This is a genomic window from Lamprobacter modestohalophilus (genome assembly GCF_016583905.1).
Classification (GTDB): domain Bacteria; phylum Pseudomonadota; class Gammaproteobacteria; order Chromatiales; family Chromatiaceae; genus Lamprobacter; species Lamprobacter modestohalophilus.
Window position 1 is genome coordinate 96,314 of record NZ_NRRY01000002.1, and the last position, 18,364, is coordinate 114,677.

The window sequence follows — 18,364 nt, forward strand, 5'->3', positions numbered from 1 at the left end:
TGAGCTGATCTGGCTCAGCTCACCTTGATCTCGATCGCCTCGCCCGTCTCCGGGTCCGAAAGGTGGACTGCACAGGCAATACAGGGGTCAAAGGAGTGGATAGTACGCAAGATCTCCAGCGGCTGATGCGCATCATGCAGCTGGGTGTTGTCGGCTAACGCTGCCTCGTAAGCACCGGGAATGCCAGAGGGATCGCGCGGGCCAGCATTCCAGGTCGAGGGCACCACGGCCTGATAGTTCGCGATCTTCTCGTTCTCGATCACGATCCAGTGCCCAAGCGCCCCGCGTGGGGCCTCCATGTAGCCGGCGCCGCGGGCCTGCTTCGGCCAGCTGGACGGCTCCCAGAGGGCATCATTGAAGGTCTGGGTATCACCGGCGCGGATGTTGGCGACCAAGGCGTCGTACCAGGTCTGCATGGCATCGGCGACGATCTTCGATTCCAGCGTGCGGGCGGCGGTGCGCCCGAGCGTCGAGAACAGCCCCTCGACGGGTAGGCCCAGGGTGGTCAGTGAATAGTCGACCAGCTCCTTGGCCTGCGCATGCGCCGGTGCACTACTGTCCGCATAGAGCAGCAGCATGCGCGCGAGTGGCCCGACCTCGACCGAGTTGTTGTTCCAGCGTGGCGATTTGAGCCAGGAGTAGCCGTCGTCGACATTGAGCTGCTTGTAGGGAGGCTTGGGACCGCCGCGGTCGTCGTAGTCGAGCTTGGTCTCGCCGTCATACGGGTGCAATCCGGCCTGCTTGCCGTCCTTGTAGTCGTACCAGGCGTGGGCAACGAACTCTTGGATCTCGCCCTCCGCGTGCAGATCGACCGGATGGATCGTGCTGAGATCGCGGTTGAGGATGGCGCCGCGCGGGAACAGGAGATCGGATAGGTCGCTGCTGTCCGCGCTCGAGCCGCTGTAGGGTAGGTCGCCGTAGCAGAGGAAGTTGCCGAGGCCTTCACCCTTCTGCGCCCAATCCTTGTAGAAGCCGGCGATGGCCAGGGTATCCGGAATGTAGACCTGTTCGACGAAGGCCTGCATGTTCTTGATCAGATCCTGGACCTGAGACAGCTTCTTGGCGTTGATGGCCGAGTCCGAGTTCAGGTCGATCGGCGAGCCGACGCCGCCGACGATGAAGTTCGGATGTGGGTTCTTGCCACCGAAGATCGCATGCAGCTTGGCCACCTCGCGCTGCCAGCCCAGGGCCTCGAGATAATGCGCGACTGCCATCAGGTTGGCCTCGGGCGGCAGCTTGTAGGCCGGATGGCCCCAATAGCCGTTGGCGAAGATGCCGAGCTGGCCACCGTCGACGAAGGTCTTGAGCCGCTTCTGGATATCGCTGAAGTAGCCGGGCGACGACTTGCCCCAGCTGCTGGTGCCGAGATCAGCCGCGGTCTTGGCGCTGATCTGCTGCGCGAGCTGCGAGGTCGCGGCTGGGTCGGCACTGAGCGCCGAGACGACGTCCACCCAGTCCAGCGCATGCAGATGATAGAAGTGCATCACATGGTCATGGATGTACTGGGCGCCGATCATCAGGTTGCGGATCAGCTGCGCGTTCGGCGGGATCGGATAGTTCAGCGCATCCTCGACTGAGCGTACCGAGGCAATGCCGTGCACCAGCGTGCAGACGCCGCAGATGCGCTGTGCGTAGGCCCAGGCGTCCCGCGGGTCGCGCCCGCGCAGGATGATCTCGAGTCCGCGCACCATGGTGCCGGACGAGTAGGCCTTGGCAATATCCTGCCCGTTCATCTCCGCCTCGATGCGCAGATGACCCTCGATGCGGGTAATGGGGTCGACGACGACGCGCTCGCTCATGATTCTTCAGCCTTCTTGTTCTCGACCTCTTTCTCGACCAGATGATCGGCGATGATCTCGGTCAGCCCGACCACGGGGATGTCCATGTTGAACTCCTCTAGGCCCTCTTCGAGCTGGGTGCGGCAGGTGGCGCACATGGTCACCATGCGCTCGGGCTCGACCTCCTCGATCTGTGCCTTCTTGCGCTTGAACGCGGCCAGCTTCAGCGGCTCGGCACGCTCGTTGGAGCTAACGCCGCCGCCGGCACCGCAGCACCACTGAAATTCACCGTGCTCTTTGAGGTCGACGAAGTTGCTGGCGACCAGATCCATCAGGCTACGCTGCTGCTGCACCACGCCGCTCTTACGCGCCAGGTTGCAGGGGTCATGCATCGACAGGCGGTCCATCTCCTTGCCCTCGGTCTTGATGCGGCCGTCGGCGCGCAGCTGATCGAGCACCTCGATGATGTGGTAGACCTTGAACGGATAGGCGCGCTTGATCGCGTTCGGGCCTTCCCAGCGGATCGCCGTGTAGGCATGGCCGCACTCGGGGCTGATGACGTTCTTGACCTGCAACTGCTCAGCGGCATCGACGACGCGCTGCACCAGGGTCGCGGCGATGTCCTTGGAGCCGATCTGGATGCCGGCGTTGGTCGCCTCGAAACAGGTCTTGCTCAGGGTCCAGCTGACACCGGCGTGGTCGAAGATCTTGGTGATGGCTTCCAGGTATTCGGGGAAGTTGATGATCTCCATCGATGACAGCAGCACCAGATAGTCGGCACCTTGCTTGTCGATCGGTACCTCGAGGCCGGTGGCGGTCTCGACATGCTTGATCTGGACATCCAGTGTCTTCCACTGCAGGCCCATCGGGCTGCCGGTATTCACCGCGCGCACTGAGGCAGCGACCAGACCTTCCGGTGAATGGCCGGAGGCGACCATGCCCTCGCGCGCCTTGCGGATCATGTAATGGATATCGTTGCCGACCGGGCAGACCATCGAGCAGCGTCCGCACATGCTGCAGGAGTCGTAGAGCAGTGGCTCCCACTCCTCCAGCATCTCGTCGGTGATCAATGGCTTTGGCGCGCGCCCGAGCTGGGTGTCGACGCGATCTTTGACGGTCTTCTTCAGCTTGCCCCAGAGGGTGAATTCCTGCTCCCAGAGCAGCCGCATCGGCTCCAGTTTGTGGATCGGCGTGTACTTCGGGTCGCCGGTCTCGACGAAGAACGGGCAGGCCTGGGCGCAGAGGCCGCAGTGCACGCAGCTCGAGAAGAAGGCCGCAACCGGCGCGTCGATCTCCTCGCGCCAGGCATTGAGCCCGCGCTCGACGGAAAATGAATGGGTACCCTGGGTCATGATTGAATCCCCTTGCGGCCGAAGATGGCGCCGTTGTAGTAGCGTGCAACGAAGGCGGTAAAGATGTGCGTGAGCTTGGTGAACGGCAGCACGATCAAGAAGATCTCGACGGTGAAGATGTGCAGCCCAAGTGCTAAGGGATAGGGATTGATCAGTCGGTGGTAGGCCAAATAGCCGGTCAGCACCGGCAAGAAGGTCACCGTCCAGATCAGGTAGTCCTGCGGTGTGCTCAGAAAGCGCTTCACCGGATGGGTCAGGCGATGAATCAGCACGGCGACCAGGCCGAGCAGCGTGATGGCGGTGACCGCGTCAACCACTGGGTTCGGCAGCCCCGGCCAGCTGACCCCGAGCGTGCTCTTGATCAGCTCGATGTGTGGGATAAACAGCAAGAGGGCGATCACGAATCCAACGTGCCAGAGGGTGCCGGGGTCTGGGTTGAAGCGCCGGTACATCGTCTTCAGGCCCGGAATGACCTCGTTGCCGCGCGCCGCGGCATAGTTATGGGCGCGGCCGAGGGCGAAGATCTCGAACAGCCGGATCAGGATGCCGAGCGCGAAGATTGCGATCGCAAGACTGAACAGCGGCCCCTTGGTCAGGAGGAGGAAATCCATCGGCGTCATCAGAGTTTCTCCTCTAATTGATCGGCGGTGACCTTGTCGTGATGCTTGACGGCCTGCTTGCCCTGGTTACGACTCATCAGGCCCGCGCCGACGCCGACCGCGGCGCCGACAGCTCCCGCGGTGAGCAAGACATCACCGGGTGAGCCGGTCGGCACCGAGAGCGCCTTGTAGAAGCCGCCAGCATCCCAGAAATCGGGCTCGGAGCAGCCGAGGCAGGGATAGCCCGCCTCGACCGGCCAGCTGGCGCCGCCGTTCCACTTCATGGTCGCGCAGGCGTTGTAGGTCATGGGTCCCTTGCAGCCGAGCCGGTACAGGCACCAGCCGGCCTTGGCGCCCTCGTCGTCGAAGGATTCGGCAAACTTGCCCTTGTCGTAGAACGGCCGACGATAGCAGCGATCGTGGATCGACTGGCCGAAGAAGGCGCGCGGGCGGCCATATTCGTCGAGCTCGGGCAGGGTGCCGAAGGTGAGGAACTGCGCCAGCACGCCGGTGATGACCATGGGCACGGGCGGGCAGCCGGAGACGTTGATCACTGGCTTGTCCTTGACCAGGTCCTGCACCGAGACGGCGCCGGTCGGGTTGGGGTCGGCCTTCGGCAGACCGCCGAAGGCGGCACAGGTACCGACCGCAACCACCGCGGCGGCGCCATCGATGGTATCCATCAGCATGTCGTAGTTGCTGATGCCGGCGATGGTCGAATAACCCGGGTTCGCATTGGGGCCGGGTAGGGAGCCGTCGACCACCACTAGGTATTCACCGGCATTGGTATTCATCGCCTGCTCGCGAGCATGCTCGGCGGCATCGCCCGCCGCAGCTTGCAAGGTGTGATGGTAGTCCAGTGAGATCACATCGAAGATCAGGTTCTCGACCGTGGGCGAGAAGCTGCGGGTCAGCGACTCTGTGCAGCCGGTGCATTCCTGAAAGGAGAGCCAGATGACGGATGGCCGCCGCGCCTTTTCCAGCGCCTGTGCAATCGCTGGCGCCATGCTGGGTGGCAACGCCATCATCGACGCCGTCGCGGCGCAGAATTTGAGAAATCCACGGCGTGACACCCCGTGCTGGCGCAGGCTTTCGCCTAAGGTCTTCGATGTGGCCATCGTTTCTCCTGCCATTGCTGGAATTCAGCGGTCAGTGGCGGGACTCAGCCGCCGGATCGGCCGCGGTTGCGGACGCAAGTGCTGCGTCGAGCGCGGCCAACGAATCAGTGATGTCGGCGCGCTGGGTGCGCAGCATCTGGGGAACCTCGTCGATCTCGATCTGCAGTGCGATGCGCTCGCCCTCGACATTGGCGTAGTCGAGCACCCAGACCCCAGGAAAGCGGGTCTCCCAGACGCGGGTGGGGCCGAGCGCGTCGATGGTGGCCTCGACCTCGCCGCGGCCAAGCAGCGCCATCAAACGCGCTTCGTCGCCGGGGCCGAAGGGTATCGCGGCGAGATCAATGCGGGTCGGCTCAGCGCGCTCAGCGAACCGAGCCAGCGCATGGCGGATCTCATTGAGGATGGGCAGCGCGTTGCCGAATTGCTGCGGTTCGGCTTCGGGCTGCTCGATATGAATTGGAATGCCGGCGAGTTCCGCCATCAGGCTCCTCCATCGGTTGGCTCTTATGTTAGTCAGCGCTTATTCAGCCGTGTTTGACCTATCGCACCCTTTGTCGCAACTGCGCTAATAACCCTGCTGATTCCTGCGAAATCTCATGGCCTGGATAACCAGCCTGTGATTTATGCGGTGGCTTGTGTCAGCAGTCCTGGCTCGCCGCGCCTTCAGCTGCAGAGATCTGCCCCACTACGGCGCGAGCGCGGGTGAGGCCGCTACACGGAACTGCAGGCCATCATCGCCATCCCCGCCACGGCGTGAGCGCAGGCGATGCTTCTGTTGATGCTTCTGTTCTCGGCAGTTAGGCAGCCGCAGTGTTGCGCCAGCGTTGCAGCAACGCCTGGATCTGGTCGACGACCTCAGGCACGGCTGCAGCCACCGGCGGGGTGAGTTGATCCCCCCAGTCGACCTGTTGCGGCTCGATACCGATCAAGGCGCGTTGGCTGGGCAGCGTGTCCGTGAGTCGAGCGATATCGAAGAGATCAGCGAGGCTGACCTCGTGCACGCTCTTTGCGTGTGTGCTGAGCTGGCGGTCCATGGCCTCGCCTTCGAACAGGCGCACGGTGCCTGGTGGATCGCCCATCGCGGCGGCATCGACAACGATTAACCGCGCCGCATCGCCAATGGGGCCGGCCAAGGTGAAGCTAAGGGTACCGCCGTCATAGAGGTTGAGGTCGGGGTCGGTGGCGGCGATCGGCTCCAAGGCCTGCAAGACAACCGCGCCGACGGCCTCATCGGTGAGCAGGATGTTGCCAAGTCCGAGGATCAAGGTACCTGTGGCGGGCATGTTGGCGGCTCCTGTCGCTGGTGTGTTGGGCACTCTGGTCGTCAGCGAGTGCGTGAAATGGGCTCATCGGCTCGGGCATTGATGTAAGCCGCTTGCGATGGCCCCTGCCCGCGGCTTAGCCTCAACGCATTGCGACATGATGATGGAGGCGGTCCCGTGTGCATGGGTATCCCGATGCAGATTCTTGAGATCAATGGGTTTGGCGCGCGCTGTGAGGCCAAGGGGGTCGAGCGCGAGGTGAGCCTGTTGATGCTCGACCCGGAGGAGCTGGCGGTCGGGGATTTCGTCGTCATCCATCTCGGCCACGCGATCGAGAAGATCTCGGCTGAGCGTGCCGCTGACGCCTGGTCGGTGTATGACGAGATGCTTGCGGCTGAGGCCACTGCCGCCGGGGCTGAGCAGCGGTGACGGCAGTGTGGGCCGCTGGCGAGATCAATCCGCGCTGGCGAACTCGCCGGCAATCTCGTACTGCCGTTTGACCTCGTCGAGGTGGGCGTTGCCTTCCCCCTCGACCAACTCGCAGTTGTTGGCCATGCGTGCATGCATGGCCGCCTTCCAGGCCCGGTTGGTCTTGTTGTCTGGGAGCATGCTGTCGGGGGTCAACGCCGCGGCAACGGCGGCGGCAACGAAATGGTCGCCTTGAGCGAGCCAGTCGGTGTCTTTGCCGCAGTCGGTATAGGTCTTGGTCGACCAGGCCTTGGCGCCGCGATAGGCGTCTTCGAGTTCCGATTCGGAGGCATCGGGGCGCAGTCCGATCTCGATGGCCCGCTTCACCCGTTCATCGCGGCTCAGGTGGATGAGGCTCTGCGCAAACCGCAAGCCGAGCAGGCGTTGTTGCTCGACGGAGAGCTGCTCGAGCAGATCACGAAGCGCTTTGTCGTTGCTGATGGTCGCCATGAGGGGTCAGTCTCCTAATGTTCTTGTCGTCGCCTACTATCTTGCCTCGACCACCTACACCGCATTGACGTGAATCACAAGCCTATGAAGCGAACCGTCTTCTTCGTCTCCGAGAGCACCGGCATCACCGCCGAGACCCTCGGTCATAGTCTCCTCTCGCAATTCGACAGCGTCGATTTCGAGCAGGTCTACATGCCGTATATCAACACCGAGGCACGCGCGCGCGCGCTGACGCAGCGATTGCATGAGGCTGCGGAGCGTGACGGTGCCCGCCCTTTGGTCTTCTCGACCATGCTCGATGCCAGTATCGCCGCGATCCTGAGAGAAGGCGATTGCTTTCACCTGGAGCTGTTCGAGCAGTTCGTCGAGCCGCTCAGTCAGGAGCTCGGTGTTTCGCCGAGTCGCGAGTCTGGGCGCAGTCATGCGATCACCAAGCCCAGCATGTATACCAAGCGCATCGAGGCGATCAACTTTGCCATGAGCAATGACGACGGCATGCGTCCGGACAACTTCCGCCACGCGGACGTGGTCTTGGTCGGGGTCTCGCGTTCCGGCAAGACGCCGACTTGTCTCTATCTGGCGATCCACTATGGACTGCGCGCGGCCAATCACCCGCTCACCGAGGACGATTTCGAGCGTGAGGCCCTGCCGCCCGAGGTCTGCGCCGTGAAAGAGAAGGTGTTCGGCCTCACCATCGAGGCGAGACGGTTGCATCTGATCCGTGAGGAGCGACGGCCGGGCAGCGAGTATGCGTCACTGGCACGCTGTCGCAACGATATCCGTCTGGCGCATGAGATGCTGGGCCGGCTCGGGGTGCCGGTGCTGGATACCACCAGCCAGTCGATCGAGGAGATCTCGGCACAGGTGCTGCGCGGTCTTCGCAATTCCGGCCAACACTGACGCGGCCATTGAGATCAGGCTGCCGAGCGCCGATAATGCCGCGCTTTCATCGAAGCCTTGCTCAGCCAGCTGACCGCTGGCGCCGAGATGCAGATGCGCATGCGGGGGGCTGACGCAGGCTGGCCGACTCGCGCGAGTTCATGGCAGGTCTTAAGCGGCGCGCACAAGCGGGCGCTGGCCGAAGCCCTGCACTGAGCCCCCTGAATCGAAATTACCCGGAAGCGACTGTATGAAGCTCGGTATTCCAAAAGAGACGCTCGCCGGCGAACGGCGCGTCGCGACCACGCCCGAGGTGGCGAAGAAACTCGTCGCCAAGGGCTTCGAGGTGCTGGTTGAGGCTGGCGCTGGCGTAGCGGCACATTACAGGGATGCGGCCTACACCGAGGCCGGGGTCCAGGTTGTCGAACGCGATGCCTGTTTCTCGGCTGACCTTGTGCTCAAGGTGCGGCGGCCGAGTGACGATGAGGCGCGTGCGGTCCGTTCTGGCAGTGTCTACATCAGCCTGGTTGAGGGCTGCGGCGATGATCCGCTGCTCTCACGCATGGTCGAGAATGGCGTGCAGGTGCTGGCGATGGAGCGGATGCCGCGCATCTCACGCGCGCAGTCGATGGACGCACTCTCGTCGCAGAGCAATATTGCCGGCTATCGGGCGGTCATCGAGGCGGCGTCTCACTACGGACGCTTCTTCCCGATGATGATGACCTCGGCCGGATCGGCCAAACCGGCGCGTTTGGTGGTGCTCGGGGCGGGTGTTGCCGGCCTGCAGGCGATCGCGACCGCGCGCCGACTCGGCGCCGATGTGCTCGCCTACGATGTGCGTCCAGAGACCAAAGAGCAGATCGCCTCGCTCGGCGCCAAGCCGATCGAACTCGATCTCGGTGAGAGTGGCGCGGGCGAGGGCGGCTACGCGAAGGAACTGTCTGACGAGGCCAAGGCCCGCCAGCAGCAATTGCTCGGGGACGAGTTGGCCAAGGCCCATGTCATCATCACCACTGCGCTGATCCCCTGCCGGCCAGCGCCTGAGCTGATCACCACTGAGGTGGTGGAGCGGATGCGAACCGGCTCGGTGATCGTCGACCTTGCGGCTGCCAATGGCGGCAACTGCAAGCTCTCAGAGCCTGATCAGGTCATCGACCACCAAGGCGTGATCATCGTTGGCCATACCAACTATCCGTCGATGGTTCCGGCCGATGCCAGCGCCTTCTACGCCAAAAACCTCTCGAATCTGCTGGAGATCATGGTCGAGCCCTCAGACAGCGGTCCGGTGCTCCGGGACCTGACCGAGGATGAAATTACTGCGGCCATGCTGATCGCGCGCTGAGTCGGCAAAGCGCTGAGGCAAGTTTCCACCAACGCCGATGCTGAGCCGTTAAGCCCGAGCGAGAAGAGCGGCCCTAAGCGTCGGACGAGGTTTTCGCCACTCGCCACTCGCCACTCGCCACTCGCTACTCGCTACTCGCCACTCGCCACTCAGCACCTGCCATTCACTACTTTAACGGAGTCCCCCGGATGTCTGAATCCATCCTTGCGCTCTATGTCTTCGTGCTCGCCTGCTTTATCGGCTACTACGTGGTCTGGGGTGTCACGCCGTCACTGCATACGCCCTTGGTGGCGCTGACCAATGCCATCTCCGGTATCGTGCTGGTCGGGGCGCTGCTGGTGACCGGGCTCGACGAGGCCGGCATCGGCGCCTCCTTGATTGGCTTCATCGCCGTATTGCTCGCAAGCATCAACGTCTTCGGTGGCTTTCTGGTGACCCATCGGATGCTATCGATGTTCAAGAAGAAGCAGAAAAAGGGCTGATCACTCATGGATCTGACGCTGTCTCCCACCGCCCAGGCGCTGGCCTATCTGGCCTCGGCGATCCTGTTCATCTTTGCCCTCAAGGGCCTGACTCATCCAGCCACGGCCCGGCGCGGCAACCTATTCGGCATGCTTGGCATGGCCATCGCCATTGGTGCGACCCTCGGCGGCGCCGAGGTCCAGGGCTACTGGTTGATCGGTATCGCCGGCGTTATCGGAGCGGTGATCGGCATCGTGTTGGCGTTGCGCATCCAGATGACGGCGATGCCGCAGTTGGTGGCCGCACTGCACAGTTTTGTCGGCATGGCCGCGGTGCTGGTCGCCATCGGCACCTTCATCAATCGCGCCCAGGCCGGCACGCTGAATTCCCTGCTCATGGGTGAGCTCTCGGCCGGCATCGTCATTGGCGCGATTACCTTCACCGGTTCGGTGATCGCCTTTGCCAAGTTGCAGGGGATCATGTCCGGGGCGCCGATCAAGTTCCTGGGTCAGCATGCGCTGAACGCGCTGATCGCCATCACCACCATTGCGCTGGCGGTACATTTCGCGAGCACCGGCAGCTGGGTCTCGCTGGTGTTGATGACACTCTTGGCCTTTACCCTCGGCGGCACCCTGATCATCCCGATCGGCGGCGCCGATATGCCGGTGGTCATCTCGATGCTGAACAGCTACTCGGGCTGGGCGGCGGCGGCGACCGGCTTCACGCTGCACAACAATCTGCTGATCATCGTCGGCGCGCTGGTTGGCTTCTCCGGTGCCATCCTCTCGTTCATCATGTGTCGGGCGATGAACCGCAGCATCATCAACGTGATCTTCGGCGGCTTCGGAACCGATAGCAGCGGTAGCGGCGGCGCTGGCGCGGTCGCGTCCGAGAAGGGCGTTAAATCGGCCTCGGTCGAGGATGCGGTGTATTGGATGGAGGATGCCAACCGCGTCATCGTGGTGCCCGGTTACGGCATGGCCGTAGCCCAGGGTCAACACGCGTTGAAGGATATGATGGAACTGCTGCAGGCGCGGGATGTGGAGGTGAAGTTCGCCATCCATCCGGTCGCGGGTCGGATGCCGGGCCACATGAACGTGCTGCTGGCCGAGGCCGACATCCCCTACGATCAGGTCCTGGAGATGGACGAGATCAACCCGGACTTCCCGAGCACCGATGTGGTGCTGGTGGTCGGCGCGAATGATGTCGTCAACCCCGCGGCCAAGGAGGATAAGACCAGCCCGATCTACGGCATGCCGATTCTGGATGCTGGCAAGGCGCGGCAAGTCTACTTCCTTAAGCGCTCCATGCGTCCGGGCTACTCAGGCGTCGATAACCTGCTGTTCTATCAAGACAACACCTCGCTGATCTTTGGCGATGCCAAGGATACGATCGAAGGCATTGTCTCGTCGCTGAAGGGTGGTGGGCACTGAGCTGACCGGGCTGAAGCTAGAGACCGGGGACTGCCTTGTGAGGGCAGTTTCCCCGGCTTTCTTCAGTTGCTTCCGGCCAAAAGACCGGTTCGAGGCTCAGCTTAGAAACCGTCCATCAACTTCTTCCCGATTTGAGGACCAGTATTGGGCGATCATCGGGAAGTAGAAAATGGACGGCCACTTAGTCTGCAGCTGTGGCTAAACCGGTGTTGCTCGTCGGCTGTTGCTGTCCGCCTGATGATGGACAACTGCTCAGCGAATCGCCGCTCATCGCGGTGACGAATCTGACTCAACCCTGGAGCTTCACCTTGAGCAGGTCGTTGACCTGCTGTGGGTTGGCCTTGCCCTGGCTCTGCTTCATCACCTGGCCGACGAAGAAGCCGAAGACCTTCTCCTTGCCAGCGCGATATTGCTCGACCTGCTGCGGGTTGGCAGCGATGATCGCATCGATCATCTGCTCGATGGCGCCGCTGTCGGTGATCTGCTTTAGGCCCTTGGCCTCGATCACCTGATCGGCGTCGCCTTCGCCGGCCCAGATCGCCTCGAACACCTGCTTTGCGATCTTGCCGGAGAGGGTGTTGTCTTGGATGCGCTTGATCAGCCCGGCGAGCTGCCCGCTGCTGAGCGGGCTGTCGCTGATCTCGAGACCCGCCTTGTTCAGTGCCGCGGCTAGGCTGCCGTTGATCCAGTTCGCAGCGAGCTTGGCATCGCCTGTGTGATCGACTACCTGCTCGAAGTAGGCCGCCGTGGCGCGGCTGCTGGTGAGCTGAATGGCGTCCGCGTCGTTGATGCCGTAAGCGTCGCGGAAGCGATGTCGCATCGCATCGGGCAGCTCGGGCAGATCGGCGGTGGCCTCCTCGACAAAGGACTCGTCGAGCTCGACCGGCAACAGATCGGGATCGGGGAAGTAGCGGTAGTCGTTGGCCTCCTCCTTGCTGCGCATCGAGCGCGTCTCGTCCTTGTCGGCATCATAGAGCCGGGTCTCCTGAACCACCGTGCCGCCGTCCTCGAGCAGCTCGATCTGGCGCTCGATCTCGAACAGGATCGCCCGCTGCAGGAAGCGGAAGGAGTTGATGTTCTTGATCTCGGCACGGGTGCCAAAAGGGGCGCCGGGACGACGCACCGAGACATTGGCATCGACCCGAAACGAGCCCTCCTGCATGTTGCCGTCGCTGATGCCGATCCAGCGCACCAGCTGATGGATCTTACGCGCGTAGGCCACGGCCTCTTCGGCCGAGCGCAGATCCGGCTCGGAGACGATCTCCAGCAGCGGGGTGCCGGCACGATTGAGGTCGATCCCAGTGAGACCGCCACCGGCACCCGAGAAGGTTTCATGCAGTGACTTACCGGCGTCTTCTTCAAGATGCGCGCGGGTGACACCGATGGTCCGCTGCGAACCATCGTCGAGAACGATCTCGAGCTTGCCTTTGCCGACGATCGGCAGCTCGTACTGGCTGATCTGGTAGCCCTTGGGCAGATCCGGATAGAAGTAGTTCTTGCGCGCAAAGACCGAGCGCGGCGCGATCTCAGCACCGATCGCGCGCCCAAACTGCACCGCTCGCTGCACCGCGCCTAGGTTCAGCACTGGCAGCACCCCCGGCAGGCCGAGATCGATCGCGCAGGCCTGGGTATTCGGCTCCGCACCAAAGGCGGTGGAGGCACCGGAAAAGATCTTCGATTCAGTCGCGAGCTGGGTATGGATCTCCAGCCCGATCACGGGTTCCCATTGCATGCGGATTCGGTTCTCGTTGGGGGCTTGCCGCGCTCGTGCCACGGAACGGGGCGGCCGGCGTCTGGTTGCGGATGACGCTGCATTCTAGCCCAAGACGACCGGGAAGCTCGCGACAGGAAAGCCAGCGTATGAAAAGCCAGAGGCAAGGCGCCGCTACCTGAAGCTGACCGACAACGTCAAAGCTGGCAAGCAGCCGCGCCTGCAGCCGGAGATGGCCAAGCGCCGGGGCGATGAGCTGAGCGCGCGGTTGCAGCAGCGCACTGCCGAGCTGAACGCGATGAAGACCGTCGTCTCCAGCACCCCGGTGGTGATGGCCGGCGCGCTGGTGATCCCGCAAGGACTGCTCGCCGCGCGCAAAGGCGAGACAGCGCCCTTAGCGGATGCGAAGGCCGATGCCGAGGCACGCGCCCGCATCGAGCGGATCGCCATTCAAGCGGTCACCGCCGCCGAGATCGCGCTCGGCCATCAGGTCAAGGACGTCAGCGCTGAGAAGTGCGGCTGGGATCTCACTGCCCGTCCGCCACAGCGCCCCGACGGCTCATTGCCGCCCGATCGCCATATCGAGGTCAAGGGTCGCGCCAAGGGCCAGACCACCATCACGGTTAGCCGCAACGAGATCCTCTACGGGCTGAATCAGGCCGAGCAGTTCATTCTGGCGATCGTGATCGTCGATGGCGAGCAGCCCGAGGGGCCGTTTTACTTGCGCAATCCGTTTAGTAGCGAGCCAGATTTCGGGGTGGCCAGCATCAACTATCGTCTGGATGAGCTGCTGGCGCGGGCCGTTGCCCCAGATGCGCTAGACTGTTGAGACAGCTGGAGATCCTGCCGTTGCTCGACGACGAGCTTTGACCGATTGAATCACATTTCCAACGTCTGCTGAAAAAGAATCAGCTGGCTGAATGTTTGAGGTAATAAGCACATGACAAATCTTAGCGTGCAGATTCCTGATCAGGCCGCAACTGCACTGGCTGGATTAGCGAGGTCTCGTGGTCAGACTCCAGAACAAGTGGTTGCCGCACTTGTGGAGCATTATCTCGAAGATGCTGAGGATCTGGCTGATGCAACCATGACCATCAGATGCCTGCCGGGCGGCGAAGAGCCTTATCTCTCGGCGGTCAGCGACACGCTCGGGGAGTGGAACAGCGCAGAAGACGAGGAGGCATGGCGTGAGCTATGACCGCTATGCGGTGGTGCGCGTACCCTTTCCCTTTACCGATAAGACCGCAAGCAAGCGCCGCCCCGCCTTGGTCATCTCCGACGAACAGGCGTTTAATGCGCCGTCCGGGCACCTGGTGCTCGCCATGATTACGACGGCAAAACGCTCAAGCTGGCCGCTCGATGTGTCGTTGGATTCGCCCAGAGAGGCCGGTTTATCTGTTGCGTCCATTGTACGGATGAAATTGTTCACGCTGGATCAATCACTGATTCTCGGGCAATTGGGCCAATTATCAGCAACAGATGCGGCCGTTGTTCAAGACCGGCTGAAACGGCTCCATGCCTTTGCAACATAAGCGATGACCATCAAATCCCCAAAAAAGCTGATCGAGGTCGCCCTACCGCTCGACGACATCAACGCCGCCATAGCGCGCGAGAAGTCGATCCGCCACGGGCACCCGAGCACCCTGCATCTCTGGTGGGCACGGCGACCGCTGGCGGCAGCGCGGGCGGTGATCTTCGCGCAGATGGTCAACGACCCCAGCTATCAGCAGGACGGCGGCTTCAAATACGGCGTCAACAAGCAAGAGGCCGAGATCAAGCGCGAGAAGCTGTTCGCCATCATCCGCGATCTGGTCAAGTGGGAGAACACCAACAACGAGGAGGTGCTCGAGCGCGCCCGTGAGGCCATCCGCGAAAGCTGGCGGGAGACCTGCCAGTTGAACCGCGACCATCCGCAGGCCGCCAAGCTGTTCAATCCGGACAAGCTCCCCGCCTTCCATGATCCGTTCGCCGGCGGTGGTGCGCTGCCGCTGGAGGAGAGGAGTGAGTTGAGAGGAGTCAGGAGTGCGTGTGATGCATTATCGGGAGGCGATTGTTTGGCAGAAGGCGATGTTGGCGGCGAGGGAGGTTTATCGTCTGGTACCGAGGTTGCCGAGAGAGGAAACGTACGGGATGCGCTCGCAGATCACGCGCGCGGCCGTCTCGATTCCAGCGAACATTGCCGAGGGTTGGACGGGAGAGTCGGATCGGGAAAAGATGCAGTTTCTAGCGATTGCTCAAGGGTCGCTCGCGGAGACCGAGACACTGCTGACACTCTGCGAGCAGATCGGTTGGTTTCCGGAGCAACGCCTCCTGGAGCGCCATCGTCGCTGCTTCCTACGAGACCAGTTCGCAGGGTGAGCAGATCGGCTTGGTGCTGTGAGGGCATCCAATGATTATTGAATCAATCCGGCTTAAAAACTTCAAGAATTTTCACGATGCCCGCATCGACGATCTCCCACCCTTTTGTGTCATCGTCGGGGCCAACGGCTCGGGGAAATCGACCCTATTCGATGTCTTTGGCTTTCTCAAGGATTGTCTGACCTTCAATGTCCGTCAGGCGCTGCAGGCACGTGGAGGCTTTCATGAGGTCATCAGTCGCGGCGTCGATCAACGTGAATCAATCGAGATCGAGCTGCGCTTTCGGATGGAGATTGCCGATGTCGAGCGTCTCGTGACCTATTTGCTTCAGATCGGACTCGATGAGCGTCAGCCGGTGGTGAGACGCGAGATCCTGAGATACAAGCGCGGACGCCATGGCTCAGCATTACATTTCGTTGACTTCGTCAACGGGGTGGGCTCGGCGGTAACGAATGAGGAGGCTTTCGATCAGCAGGATGATGCACTTGAACGCGAACAGCAAACTGTCGCCCGCGATGCCCTAGCGATTAAGGGCCTCGGGCAGTTCGAGCGCTTCAAGGCGGCGAATGCCCTGCGTCAACTGCTCGAAAATTGGCATGTCTCCGATGTCCATATCAATCTTGCCAGAGGCAGTAAAGATGCGATTGGGGAATCAAATCATCTCTCAGTGACCGGCGATAACCTCCAGCGCGTTGCGCGCAATCTGTTTGAGAACGACCCGGAGCGCTTTGCCAAGATCGTCTCGGTGATGCAGCATCGCGTTCCCGGTATCAGCGATGTCGAGCCAGTCTTGACGCAAGATGGTCGTCTCATCTTGTGTTTTCAGGATGAGCAATTTACCGATCCTTTTATTGATCGCTATGTCTCCGATGGCACGATCAAGCTGTTTGCGTATCTGGTCTTACTGTATGACCCCGATCCGCATCCACTGCTTTGTATTGAAGAACCTGAGAATCAGCTCTACCCGACCTTGCTGTGGGAGCTTGCCGAAGAATTCCGCGCCTATGCCGAGCAGGGCGGGCAGGTCTTGGTCTCCACCCATTCGCCTGATTTTTTGAATGCAACACGGCTTGACGAAGTCTATTGGCTCATCAGGGAGCAGGGATCGACCAAGATCAAGCGTGCGCGCGATGATGAACAGATTGCCGCCTTCATGGCCGAGGGGGATCAGATGGGCTATCTCTGGAAGGAGGGATTCTTTCGGGGGGCTGGACCACAATGACACATTTGGTCTTCTTTCTTGAAGAGCCGTCGGCGAAAGAACTGTTGCAAGGGATTTTACCCAAGGTGCTGCCAGAGCAGTACACGACCCAATTCGTCGTCTTTGAAGGCAAGCAGGATCTGGAGAAGCGCCTACCCATCCGCTTACGGGCCTGGCGGTACCCAAAGAGTCAGTTCATCGTCATGCGTGATCAGGATTCCGGCGACTGCAAGGCGATCAAGTCTAGTCTGGTTGCGACCTGTTGCGCGGCGGGGCAGCCCAGTGCCCTGGTGCGGATCGCCTGTCGTGAGCTAGAGAGCTTCTATCTCGGCGATCTGGCAGCGGTGGGTCGTGCGATTGGTCCGCGGAACCTGGCCAAGCAGGATCGCAGCGCGAAGTATCGCGAATCGGATCGCCTGCCCAACGCGGCCCAGGAACTGAAGCGGCTTGCCCCGACCTACCAAAAAGTCGCCGGATCGCGTGCGATTGGTCGCGAGCTGAATCCGTCGACTAATCGATCTCGTAGCTTCAATGTGCTGATCACTGGAATTCAACGTCTTGCAGGAGCTGAACGATTATGATCATCAGCCAGCTCACCCTGACTAACTTCAGACGGTTCTCCGCGCTGAGCGTCGATGTTCATCCAGAGCTAACCGTACTGGTTGCTCCGAACGGTCAGGGCAAGACCACGGTACTTGACGCGCTTTCGATCCTGATCAGCAGTTTCGTGGGCGCATTCGATATGGGCAAAGCGCATGGATTCAGTGCCACGGATGCGCGCTACAGCAGCCAAACGCAGTCACCGGAGAGCGAGGAGCAATACCCGGTCCGAATCGAGGTTGACTTTCAGATCCCGCCTGTCCGCGCTCAGAGCCGCGAGTTGACCGGGCCGAAGAACCGCACCACCAGCAGGGATGTGGCTGAGCTGGTCCAGCACGGGAAGCAGATGATGGCGCAAGTGCGCAGGCTAGAGCCAGTGACTCTGCCCGCGATTGCGTACTACGGCACAAGCCGGCTGTGGAAACAGCACAAGCTGCTGGAACGCAACAAGGTGCTCAGCGCTAGCCGCTCCATGGGATATGAAGATTGCCTAACCTCGGCATCCAGTTACCTCCAGCTGCAGGTCTGGATGAAGAGCGCGACCTTGGCCGCTTTACAGGAGCAGCAGATGCCAGAGACCTATGCTGGGCAAGCCATCGGCGCGCAGATCAAGGCGATCCAGTCAACGGTTGAAGGTGTCCTAAAGCCCTTGGGCTGGAGTCATCTGCACTACAGTTTTTCGCATGATGAGCTGGCCATGCATCAGGCCGACAGCGCCATCCTGCCGGTCAGTTTACTCAGCGATGGGGTGCGTGCCTTGGTCTCGCTGATTGCCGATCTCGCTTGGCGCTGCGTTAAGCTGAACCCGCACCTGAGCATGGCGGCGCCGGCTCAAACGCCCGGTCTGGTCCTGATCGACGAGGTCGATATGCACCTTCATCCGGCCTGGCAACAGCAGATTATCGCCACCTTACGCGGCGCTTTTCCGCGCATCCAATTCATCGTCACCACGCACAGCCCCCAGGTATTGACTACCGTGCGGCGGGAATGCATCCGTCTGCTTGGTTTCCGCGATCGGGGCATCGCCGTTGCCACCGAGCCCAAAGCCTTCTCTTACGGCGAGCCGAGCCAGGATGTCCTGCAAGCCGTGATGCAGGTTGATCCGCAGCCACCAGTACCCGAAAAGGCCCTGCTCGAGGAGCTGACCGAATTGGTCGACCAGGGGTATTTTCGCAGCGAGCGCGCTTGTGAGTTGATCGAGATGCTCAAACAGCGCATCAACCCGCATCATCCACAAATTCAGAAGATCGAGCGCAGCATCCGCCGGCAGGAGGCGCTGCAACGGTGAGAATGATCCGCAAGGAAGGCGAGGGCACCTATCCCTTAACGCGGGCGCATCAACAGCCACCGC

20 protein-coding genes and 1 pseudogene are annotated in these 18,364 nt (G+C 61.6%); 13 read left to right on the forward strand and 8 right to left on the reverse strand.

Annotated elements, in window-relative coordinates; translation table 11 throughout:
* Nucleotides 1-14 precede the first annotated feature (14 nt).
* From CKO42_RS01530 to CKO42_RS01555, 6 genes are all read right to left on the reverse strand, one after another.
* Nucleotides 15-1,799 carry a nickel-dependent hydrogenase large subunit gene (locus CKO42_RS01530; protein ID WP_200237351.1) on the reverse strand — a complete coding sequence of 595 codons (1,785 nt, stop codon included), beginning with the start codon at nt 1,797-1,799 and terminating at the stop codon, nt 15-17.
* Nucleotides 1,796-3,130: a (Fe-S)-binding protein gene (locus tag CKO42_RS01535; RefSeq protein WP_200237355.1), complete on the reverse strand. Its 1,335-nt coding sequence runs from the start codon at nt 3,128-3,130 to the stop codon at nt 1,796-1,798. The genes CKO42_RS01530 and CKO42_RS01535 overlap by 4 nt, the downstream gene beginning before the upstream one ends.
* Nucleotides 3,127-3,753, reverse strand: coding sequence for a hypothetical protein (locus CKO42_RS01540; protein ID WP_200237803.1), 627 nt, complete (start codon nt 3,751-3,753; stop codon nt 3,127-3,129). The genes CKO42_RS01535 and CKO42_RS01540 overlap by 4 nt, the downstream gene beginning before the upstream one ends.
* Nucleotides 3,750-4,847 (reverse strand): hydrogenase small subunit, encoded by a 1,098-nt coding sequence (locus CKO42_RS01545; protein ID WP_200237358.1) that lies wholly within the window; start codon nt 4,845-4,847, stop codon nt 3,750-3,752. The genes CKO42_RS01540 and CKO42_RS01545 overlap by 4 nt, the downstream gene beginning before the upstream one ends.
* A gap of 31 nt (nt 4,848-4,878) precedes the next feature.
* On the reverse strand, nt 4,879-5,328 hold the full coding sequence (locus CKO42_RS01550) for a hydrogenase expression/formation C-terminal domain-containing protein (protein ID WP_200237361.1): 450 nt from the start codon (nt 5,326-5,328) through the stop codon (nt 4,879-4,881).
* Nucleotides 5,329-5,644: 316 nt separating this feature from the next.
* Nucleotides 5,645-6,130, reverse strand: a complete 486-nt coding sequence (locus tag CKO42_RS01555; RefSeq protein WP_200237366.1) for a HyaD/HybD family hydrogenase maturation endopeptidase — start codon at nt 6,128-6,130, stop codon at nt 5,645-5,647.
* 156 nt (nt 6,131-6,286) lie between these two features.
* Here CKO42_RS01555 and CKO42_RS01560 point away from each other — a divergent pair, with 156 nt between their 5' ends.
* Nucleotides 6,287-6,538, forward strand: coding sequence for a HypC/HybG/HupF family hydrogenase formation chaperone (locus CKO42_RS01560; protein WP_200237369.1), 252 nt, complete (start codon nt 6,287-6,289; stop codon nt 6,536-6,538).
* A 24-nt stretch (nt 6,539-6,562) separates the two neighbouring features.
* On the opposite strand, the gene CKO42_RS01565 is transcribed toward CKO42_RS01560, so the two are convergent.
* Nucleotides 6,563-7,027, reverse strand: coding sequence for a hypothetical protein (locus tag CKO42_RS01565; RefSeq protein ID WP_200237372.1), 465 nt, complete (start codon nt 7,025-7,027; stop codon nt 6,563-6,565).
* 84 nt (nt 7,028-7,111) lie between these two features.
* Between CKO42_RS01565 and ppsR the strand changes: the two genes are divergently transcribed.
* From ppsR to CKO42_RS01585, 4 genes are all read left to right on the forward strand, one after another.
* Nucleotides 7,112-7,927 (forward strand): posphoenolpyruvate synthetase regulatory kinase/phosphorylase PpsR, encoded by an 816-nt coding sequence (ppsR, locus tag CKO42_RS01570; protein ID WP_200237375.1) that lies wholly within the window; start codon nt 7,112-7,114, stop codon nt 7,925-7,927.
* A gap of 229 nt (nt 7,928-8,156) precedes the next feature.
* Complete coding sequence (locus CKO42_RS01575; protein WP_200237377.1) at nt 8,157-9,248, forward strand: Re/Si-specific NAD(P)(+) transhydrogenase subunit alpha; 1,092 nt, start codon at nt 8,157-8,159, stop codon at nt 9,246-9,248.
* 188 nt (nt 9,249-9,436) lie between these two features.
* Nucleotides 9,437-9,730 (forward strand): proton-translocating transhydrogenase family protein, encoded by a 294-nt coding sequence (locus CKO42_RS01580; RefSeq protein WP_200237380.1) that lies wholly within the window; start codon nt 9,437-9,439, stop codon nt 9,728-9,730.
* A gap of 6 nt (nt 9,731-9,736) precedes the next feature.
* Nucleotides 9,737-11,143 (forward strand): NAD(P)(+) transhydrogenase (Re/Si-specific) subunit beta, encoded by a 1,407-nt coding sequence (locus CKO42_RS01585; RefSeq protein WP_200237383.1) that lies wholly within the window; start codon nt 9,737-9,739, stop codon nt 11,141-11,143.
* A 289-nt stretch (nt 11,144-11,432) separates the two neighbouring features.
* Here the strand turns inward: CKO42_RS01585 and gatB are convergent, their stop codons facing one another.
* Complete coding sequence (gene gatB / locus CKO42_RS01590; RefSeq protein WP_200237386.1) at nt 11,433-12,875, reverse strand: Asp-tRNA(Asn)/Glu-tRNA(Gln) amidotransferase subunit GatB; 1,443 nt, start codon at nt 12,873-12,875, stop codon at nt 11,433-11,435.
* Between the two features lie 211 nt (nt 12,876-13,086).
* On the opposite strand from gatB, the gene CKO42_RS01595 reads away from it, so the two are divergent.
* From CKO42_RS01595 to CKO42_RS01630, 8 genes and pseudogenes are all read left to right on the forward strand, one after another.
* Entirely contained in the window at nt 13,087-13,683 is a 597-nt protein-coding gene (locus CKO42_RS01595; RefSeq protein ID WP_200237396.1) for a protein NO VEIN domain-containing protein, read from the forward strand.
* Nucleotides 13,684-13,794: 111 nt separating this feature from the next.
* Nucleotides 13,795-14,052: a hypothetical protein gene (locus CKO42_RS01600; protein WP_200237401.1), complete on the forward strand. Its 258-nt coding sequence runs from the start codon at nt 13,795-13,797 to the stop codon at nt 14,050-14,052.
* On the forward strand, nt 14,042-14,386 hold the full coding sequence (locus CKO42_RS01605; protein ID WP_200237406.1) for a type II toxin-antitoxin system PemK/MazF family toxin: 345 nt from the start codon (nt 14,042-14,044) through the stop codon (nt 14,384-14,386). The genes CKO42_RS01600 and CKO42_RS01605 overlap by 11 nt, the downstream gene beginning before the upstream one ends.
* A gap of 3 nt (nt 14,387-14,389) precedes the next feature.
* Nucleotides 14,390-14,593: pseudogene (locus CKO42_RS27050) on the forward strand (DUF1156 domain-containing protein); the annotation flags it as partial.
* A gap of 292 nt (nt 14,594-14,885) precedes the next feature.
* A complete protein-coding gene (locus tag CKO42_RS01615) occupies nt 14,886-15,212 on the forward strand; it encodes a four helix bundle protein (protein WP_200237409.1) in 327 nt (108 codons plus the stop codon).
* 31 nt (nt 15,213-15,243) lie between these two features.
* Complete coding sequence (locus tag CKO42_RS01620; protein WP_200237412.1) at nt 15,244-16,434, forward strand: AAA family ATPase; 1,191 nt, start codon at nt 15,244-15,246, stop codon at nt 16,432-16,434.
* Nucleotides 16,431-16,994, forward strand: coding sequence for a DUF4276 family protein (locus tag CKO42_RS01625; protein WP_200237418.1), 564 nt, complete (start codon nt 16,431-16,433; stop codon nt 16,992-16,994). Before CKO42_RS01620 ends, CKO42_RS01625 begins: the two co-directional genes overlap by 4 nt.
* The gene (locus CKO42_RS01630) at nt 16,991-18,301 is read left to right on the forward strand and encodes an AAA family ATPase (RefSeq protein WP_200237422.1); all 1,311 of its coding nucleotides are present in this window, start codon (nt 16,991-16,993) and stop codon (nt 18,299-18,301) included. Before CKO42_RS01625 ends, CKO42_RS01630 begins: the two co-directional genes overlap by 4 nt.
* The last annotated feature ends 63 nt before the right edge of the window (nt 18,302-18,364 follow it).